Below are 2,675 nucleotides of genomic sequence, written 5' to 3' on the forward strand. Positions count from 1 at the left end.
GCTTTACCCTCTTCTCCCTCAAACCTGTCACAATAACGATGGTTTCTTGACAGCTTTGCCCTCTTAACCTTAAAACCTGTCATAATAACGATGGTTTCTTGACAGCAATAGCCTCTTAACCTTGAAACCTGTCACAATAACGATGGTTTCTTGACAGCTTTGCCCTCTTATCCCTCAAACCTGTCAAAATAACGATGGTTTCTTGACAGCTTTGGCCTCTTAACCTTCAAACCTGTCACAATTACATAGGATTCTTGACAGCTTCGGCTTCTTCTCCTTCAAACCTGTCTTAATTAGGCAACTTTTTCCGGAGGCTGGCTCTTTTCGCTATGCCCTTGATTTTCACTTCCAACTAAAAAAGCAGCTCTCCCTCTATCCTCAAGGAAAGCTGCCTTCGTTCGATCACCCAGTATAATAAAGCCTCATCGTTCGATTGGATAGTTCCTTATAGGTCGGAATTTTAACCGGATCGACATTTCCGCCGCTGATGATGCAACCTACTTTCTTACCGTCAACCTGAACCTTTTTGTATAAAATAGCGGCCAATGCCGCAGCTCCTGCTCCTTCAACAAGCATTTTCTCTCTTACAAGCATAAACATGATGGCGTGGGCGATTTCTTCATCGGTTACGGTTACGATTCCGTCTACATACTTTTCGATAATTGGATAGGTTAGGATACCTGGCTCCTTCACCAGTATCCCATCTGCTATGGTGTGAACAGCATGGGATACCATCCTTTTTTGCCCGGTAAATCTCTGATAAGTTGCTGACGCCCCGACAGCCTGAACGCCAATTACCTTAATGGATGGCTTGACGGCTTTGAGGGCAAGTGCCACCCCTGAGATCAGTCCACCCCCGCCAATTGGCGCAAAAACAACGTCCAATTGATCATTTTGCTGCAACATCTCCAACCCTACTGTTCCTTGCCCCGCGATCACCATCTCATCATCGAACGCATGAACAAAAGTGCTTCCCTTCATGTTCATTTCTTCAACCGCTTTTTGATAGGATTCATTGTATGTTTCCCCGGTCAGTACGATTTCCGCACCGTATCCCTTTGTGGCAGAAGCCTTGGAAAAAGGCGTATGCCTCGGCATGTAAATTTTCGACTTGATGCCCCTTAACGAAGCTGCCAGTGCTACTCCCTGGGCGTGATTGCCGGCCGAAGCTGCCAGAATGCCATTTTTCACTTCCTGGTCGGACAGCGTTAAAATTTTGTTCATCGCTCCCCTTAGCTTGAACGATCCCGTTTTTTGCAGGTTCTCCAGTTTTAAATAAACGTCGGCATTCGTTAAGTAATTTAAAGTCGTACTTTGCTTCAAAGGAGTCTGGTGCACTTTACCCTTCAGCTTTTCCATCGCTTCCTGTATCTGACCGTTCTTTAACAAATTCCCAATATGCTCACCTCGAAATGATTATTTAACTAACTCTCTCTTTTGCTTTTGCTGGACGAATGGCATCATTTTTCTCAGCTCTTTGCCAACCTCTTCAATCGGATGCTGGTTTTCCCGATCGTTAATCGCATTGAATTCGGCCCGGTTCGTTTGATTTTCCAGCATCCAGCCTTTCGCAAAACTGCCTGATTGGATATCCTCCAATACTTCCTTCATGCGCGCCTTTGTTTCTCCATTAATAACTCGCGGACCAGATACAAAATCCCCCCACTGAGCTGTGTCCGAAATCGAGTGCCTCATTCCCTCCAGCCCTTGTTCATACATTAAATCCACGATTAATTTAAGCTCATGCATACACTCAAAATAGGCGACTTCTTTTTGGTACCCTGCTTCCACCAGCGTCTCAAACCCGGCTTTAACAAGTGACGTCAAGCCACCACATAAGACGGCCTGTTCACCGAAAAGATCCGTCTCCGTTTCTTCTTGAAAATTCGTTTCCAGCACGCCTGCCCTCGCAGCTCCTACACCTTTGGCATAGGCCAATGCCAGCTCCTTCGCCTGGCCCGTCACATCCTGGTGCACCCCAATCAGCGCCGGGACCCCTGCTCCTTCTTCATACGTTCTCCGTACCAAGTGCCCCGGCCCTTTTGGCGCCACTAAAAATACATCCACATCTTCAGGCGGTACAACTTGTTGAAAATGAACATTGAACCCGTGGGCAAACGCAAGTGCTTTACCAGCAGTTAAAGCTGGTTTGATTTCCGTTTCATATACAGCTGGCTGCTTCTCATCAGGCAATAACACCATGACCACATCTGCAACTTCGCACGCTTCCCTGACAGACAATACCCGGAACCCATCCTCCTCAGCCTGAGCCCATGATTTTCCCTGACGCAATCCAACGACAACTTGATGCCCGCTATCCCGTAAATTTTGCGCATGTGCATGCCCCTGTGAACCATACCCAATGACAGCAACCGTCTTCCCTTTTAAAACTTCCTCATTCACATCTGCTTGATAATAAACCTTTACCATTCCGAATCTCTCCCTTTTTTAAAATTTGTTCAGACAAGCAACTTCTTCATCACGGCAAGTTCCCTCTCAATGACAAGGTCATCTGTTACATCCGTGACAAACAGGACATCCACCTGTTTATTCACCTGCTTCACCAGCTGCAAAAACTTATGGTCATCTTCCACCTCGAGAATGACAGACATTTTGGAAACATCCTTCAGCTCCGGATATGCGACCGCAACCGCAAGGCTCTCAATCCTGTATTG

2 protein-coding genes and 1 pseudogene are annotated in these 2,675 nt (G+C 46.6%); all 3 read right to left on the minus strand.

The annotated features are described in order from the left end of the window. Positions 1-402: 402 nt before the first annotated feature. Positions 403-1,359: a threonine ammonia-lyase gene (gene ilvA / locus ACH0QE_RS13570; RefSeq protein ID WP_415801149.1), complete on the minus strand. Its 957-nt coding sequence runs from the start codon at positions 1,357-1,359 to the stop codon at positions 403-405. Between the two features lie 57 nt (positions 1,360-1,416). Then, positions 1,417-2,430 carry a ketol-acid reductoisomerase gene (gene ilvC / locus ACH0QE_RS13575; RefSeq protein WP_415801150.1) on the minus strand — a complete coding sequence of 338 codons (1,014 nt, stop codon included), beginning with the start codon at positions 2,428-2,430 and terminating at the stop codon, positions 1,417-1,419. Between the two features lie 29 nt (positions 2,431-2,459). Next, positions 2,460-2,675 (minus strand): annotated as a pseudogene (locus tag ACH0QE_RS13580) (acetolactate synthase small subunit); the annotation flags it as partial.

The organism is Mesobacillus sp. (assembly GCF_047739415.1).
Classification (GTDB): domain Bacteria; phylum Bacillota; class Bacilli; order Bacillales; family Cytobacillaceae; genus Mesobacillus.

Coding starts and splice junctions, on each gene's coding strand:
- ilvA (WP_415801149.1), bottom strand. CDS start 1,359: ATGGAAAAGCTGAAGGGTAAAGTGCACCAGACTCCTTTGAAGCAAAGT.
- ilvC (WP_415801150.1), bottom strand. CDS start 2,430: ATGGTAAAGGTTTATTATCAAGCAGATGTGAATGAGGAAGTTTTAAAA.